The following is a 3,722-nucleotide window of genomic DNA, read 5'->3' as shown; positions in this document are numbered from 1 at the left end:
AGCGGTGCGGCGGGCTGCTCCGCGGGGCGTTCGGCGGGCCGTTCGGGGGTGAGGTAGCGGCTGCGGACCGCGGCGACGATCTCGGCGCTCGCCTGCCCGGTGCCGTAGGGCGAGGGGAGGTGCGCCAGCCGTTCGGTGGCGGCCTCGTCGGCGAGCAGGTCCCGCAGGGCGCGGCCGAGTTCGTGGCCGGGGCGGGCGAGCCGGGCGAAGCCGGCCCGGACGGCCTCGGGGCGCTCGGTGGAGTTGCGCACCACGACGAGCGGGCGCTTGAGCACCGTGCACTCCTCCTGGACCCCGCCGGAGTCCGACACCAGCAGGCGGCAGTGGCGGGCCAGGGCGAGGAAACCGGCGTGGTCCAGCGGCTCGATCCGGCGCAGCCGCGCGATCGGGCCGCGCAGGCCGGACGCCTCGACGGCGGCCCTGGTCCGGGGGTGCAGCGGCAGCAGCACCGGCAGGTCGAGGGCGGCGAGCTGGTCGAGGATCTGGGCGAGCCGCGCGGCGTCGTCGGTGTTCTCGGGGCGGTGGATGGTGGCGAGGACGTAGCTGCCGGGGGTGACGGCGTGTTCGGCCACGATGCGGTGGGCCTCGGCCTCGCCGGGCAGGGTCTCCAGGGTCGCCTCGACGACGGTGTTGCCGGTGATCACGACCCGCTCCGGTTCGATCCCCTCGCGCAGCAGGTGCGCCGCCGCGGTCGTGGTGGGTGCGCTGTCCACGGCCTCCCCGGCGTACGCCGCGCTGCCCGCCCCCGTGGCCGACGCCTACGTCGTCTCCACGCAGGCGCTGGGCGGGGTGGTCGCCGTCGCGCCCTCGCCCGAGTCGGCCTACCCGTCCGGCGGCACCCGGACCCTGGTGGGCCTCGACGTCGGGCCGGTCGCCACCACCTCCGTGCTCACCGCGACCACCGCCGGGAACCCCGTCGACGGCACCGCGTCGGCCTCCGCGACGGTCGACAAGCTCGGGCTCGACCTCGGCGTCGCCTCGGTCGCCCTGACCGGCGTCAACTCGACCTGCAACGCCACCCCCACCGGGGCCACCGGCAGTGGCCTGATCGCGGGCGGGACGGTCACCGTCGGCCTTCTCCCGGTCAGCCTCCAGGCCAACGCCCCGGCCGACACCAGGGTCGACGTCCCCCTCGTCGGCTCGATCGTCCTCAACGAGCAGACCACCGATGCCGACGGCGTGCTGACCGTCAACGCCGTCCACATCACCCTGCTGCCGTCGTTGAACGGCGCCAACCTGGTCATCGGCCACGCGCAGTGCGGCGGGGCCGAGCCCGCGGCCGCGGTCCCGATGATCAACCCGTCGGTCGCGGGGACGGGTGGTGGGGCGGTGCTCGCCGGCATCCTGGCCACCGTCCACGTCCGTCGCCGCAACGCCAGGTCGGCCGCGTCGACCGTCTGACGGGAGGGAGGACGGCCGGCCCGGGAGCGCGAGCCGGCCGCCCTCCGCCCGCCGCCCGCCGCCCGCCGCCGTCAACCCGACTGCCGGCGCCTCGCTCTGACGTGTGAGGCGCGGCCTGTGGGTGACGGTGAGTGGGCGACAGGCCCCGAGTCACCGCCACCGTGCCGCCCCGGCCCGCCCGGGGCGGCCCCTGCGTACCCGTCACCGCGGGGTGCCTGCGGTCGGATCCGTCGGACCCGTCGGATCGCTCGCCTACCCTTCGAACGGACCGGCCGTACCGGCCGTGGCCGCTCTAGGAGGAGTCCTGTGTCGTCCTGCGACCCCCAACACGCTCCCGTCGGTGACGTGAGCGCAGCGCTCATGGTGATCGACTCCCGGCTCAAGGCCGTCTACGACGGAAAGTCCGGGACGGACCCCGAGCACCAGCGGATGGTCGACCAGCTCACCGCGTCCTTCGGCCCCGAGGAGGCCGAGGCGCTGGTGGAAGGCGCCTGCACGCTCGTGTACATCTACATGAACTGGCTGCGATCGGCCTTCGAGCAGCACGAGGAGGACGTGGTCGAGCACGCGGTCCCCAACCTGGTGGCCACCATGCGGATGATGCCGAGGACCTTCCCTCCCGAGGTCATCCCCACCATGGCCGGCCTGCTCATCGCCGCCGGCACCGGCCTGAGCCCCAACCTGTGGCGCGCCCAGTACGGACCCTGGACGAAGGAGGAGATGAACCCCCTGGAGGCCACGGCGGTCCTGCTCGCGGAGTACATCAACCGGATCTCCGGAAACGGCAACGACTTCGCCACCAAGCTGGTCACCGACGTGCTGTCCGAGGCGGACCGGGACTGAGGCCCCCGACCCGCGGGGCCGGGCCTTCCCCCGGCCGCCGGCGCCGGCCGCCCCTGCCGCGGGTTCCGGCGGCAGGGGCGGGCCCGCGCCGGTCAGCTGAGCATCACGCCGGTCTCCCGGGCCAGGGCGTCCAGGCCGTACCGGGTCACGTGCTCGACGTTCTCCAGGTCGATCGTGCGGACGCCCTCGGCGGCCAGCCGCTCGTTGATCTCGTCCAGGTGCTCCTGGACGAGCTGCTTCTCCGCATCGGTGGTGCGGCCCTTGTGCGGCCGCCCGGCGTGCTCCAGGCTGGCGTAGTTGACCCGTTCCCGGCTGCCGGCGGTCGCCGTCCCGGACGTGGCGGCCCGGGCGGCCGGCCTGGCGCCGCGCAGCACCTCGGCCATCGGCGCGGCCGAGGCCAGCCGGTCGAACGTCTCGGCCTCCATCACCACCGTCTGCGGCTCCGCCCGGTCCGGGTGGTGCAGCTCGACCGTGACCAGGTCGAGCGCCAGCTCCCGCACCTCGCCCAACTCCCCGGCGAGCGCGTCGATCTCGACCGGACCGTCCGTCAGGTCGGGGTGCTGGAGCACCACGACCCGCACCAGGTCCCCGTCGTTCTCCGCGTGCTTGCCGGTCAGGTCCGAGAACCGGATGATCTTCTGGCCCATGTCTTCCTCTCCTGCCCCTGTGATCAGCCGAGAGCCTACGCCCGGATGATCATCCCCGCCGCTTCGACCGGACCGGCGCCGGCCGGGGCGGCCGATCGGCGGGGCCGCGGCGCGTACGGGCAGGTGGAGTTCGGGCCGGCGGTCAGGCCGTGCGGCCTTCCGTCCCGGACAGCCACTCGGCGAGGACGGCGGCCTGGCTGTGGTCCACGTCCTTGGTGGCGGTGAGCAGCGTGAGCCGGCCGTGGCCGGCGAGCTCGCGCAGGTGGCCGACCGCGTCGCGGTGTCCGGCGTCCCGCAGCTCGGCGTGGTAGCGGCGGCGGAACTCGGCGTAGCGGCTCGGCTCGTGGCCGTACCAGCGCCGCAGTTCGGTGGACGGCGCGACGTCGCGCAGCCACTCGTCCAGGTGCGCGTCCTCCTTGCGCACGCCGCGCGGCCAGACCCGGTCGACCAGGACCCGCTGCCCGTCCCGGGGCGAGGACTCCTCGTAGACCCGCCGGTAGGTGATCTGTGCGGCCATCGCGACGCCTCCCGGGATCGAGCGGCCGGACCGTACGCTTCCGGTCCGGCTCCGGACCGGTGACCGGGCTCCGGACACCGGTGGAACGGGGCTCCTGCGGGGCCCGCGCGCCCGCCACAGCCGCCGTCGACCCGGCCATCCTATCGAGCACCGGAAGCGGCCTCCTGTCGAGGAGCGCGGACGACCGGCGCGAAGGCGGCCCGCGGCCGGCTGTGGCACCGGGGCCCGCCGGCCCGGTCCCGGAGCGGGCTCCCGGTGAGGGCTCCCGGTGCCGGACCGGCGGAGGCGGGGTGCGACCGGACGGCGGCCGGTCG

At 75.2% G+C, this 3,722-nt stretch carries 5 protein-coding genes; 2 read left to right on the top strand and 3 right to left on the bottom strand.

The genetic code is table 11. From position 1 onward, the window contains the following. Window positions 1-713 (bottom strand): UDP-N-acetyl glucosamine 2-epimerase (locus KS423_RS40990; RefSeq protein WP_224284816.1); only part of this gene is annotated, 713 nt, incomplete at its 3' end. On the opposite strand from KS423_RS40990, the gene KS423_RS40985 reads away from it, so the two are divergent. After that, the gene (locus KS423_RS40985) at window positions 694-1,401 is read left to right on the top strand and encodes a choice-of-anchor P family protein (protein WP_224284815.1); all 708 of its coding nucleotides are present in this window, start codon (window positions 694-696) and stop codon (window positions 1,399-1,401) included. The two genes, KS423_RS40990 and KS423_RS40985, sit on opposite strands and share 20 nt — an antisense overlap. A gap of 360 nt (window positions 1,402-1,761) precedes the next feature. Next, a complete protein-coding gene (locus tag KS423_RS40980) occupies window positions 1,762-2,244 on the top strand; it encodes a hypothetical protein (RefSeq protein ID WP_224284817.1) in 483 nt (160 codons plus the stop codon). 92 nt (window positions 2,245-2,336) lie between these two features. On the opposite strand, the gene KS423_RS40975 is transcribed toward KS423_RS40980, so the two are convergent. Beyond that, window positions 2,337-2,891, bottom strand: coding sequence for a hypothetical protein (locus tag KS423_RS40975; RefSeq protein WP_224284814.1), 555 nt, complete (start codon window positions 2,889-2,891; stop codon window positions 2,337-2,339). A 142-nt stretch (window positions 2,892-3,033) separates the two neighbouring features. Continuing rightward, window positions 3,034-3,408, bottom strand: a complete 375-nt coding sequence (locus KS423_RS40970; protein WP_224284813.1) for a DUF488 domain-containing protein — start codon at window positions 3,406-3,408, stop codon at window positions 3,034-3,036. Window positions 3,409-3,722 lie beyond the last annotated feature (314 nt).

Origin of the sequence: Streptomyces sp. LS1784, assembly GCF_020103755.1 — a bacterium.
In the GTDB taxonomy this organism is placed as follows: domain Bacteria; phylum Actinomycetota; class Actinomycetes; order Streptomycetales; family Streptomycetaceae; genus Kitasatospora.
Note: the sequence above shows the minus strand (reverse complement) of the source record. Positions and strands in the feature narration are given on the sequence as shown.

Coding starts and splice junctions, on each gene's coding strand:
- KS423_RS40980 (WP_224284817.1), top strand. CDS start 1,762: ATGGTGATCGACTCCCGGCTCAAGGCCGTCTACGACGGAAAGTCCGGG.
- KS423_RS40975 (WP_224284814.1), bottom strand. CDS start 2,891: ATGGGCCAGAAGATCATCCGGTTCTCGGACCTGACCGGCAAGCACGCG.
- KS423_RS40970 (WP_224284813.1), bottom strand. CDS start 3,408: ATGGCCGCACAGATCACCTACCGGCGGGTCTACGAGGAGTCCTCGCCC.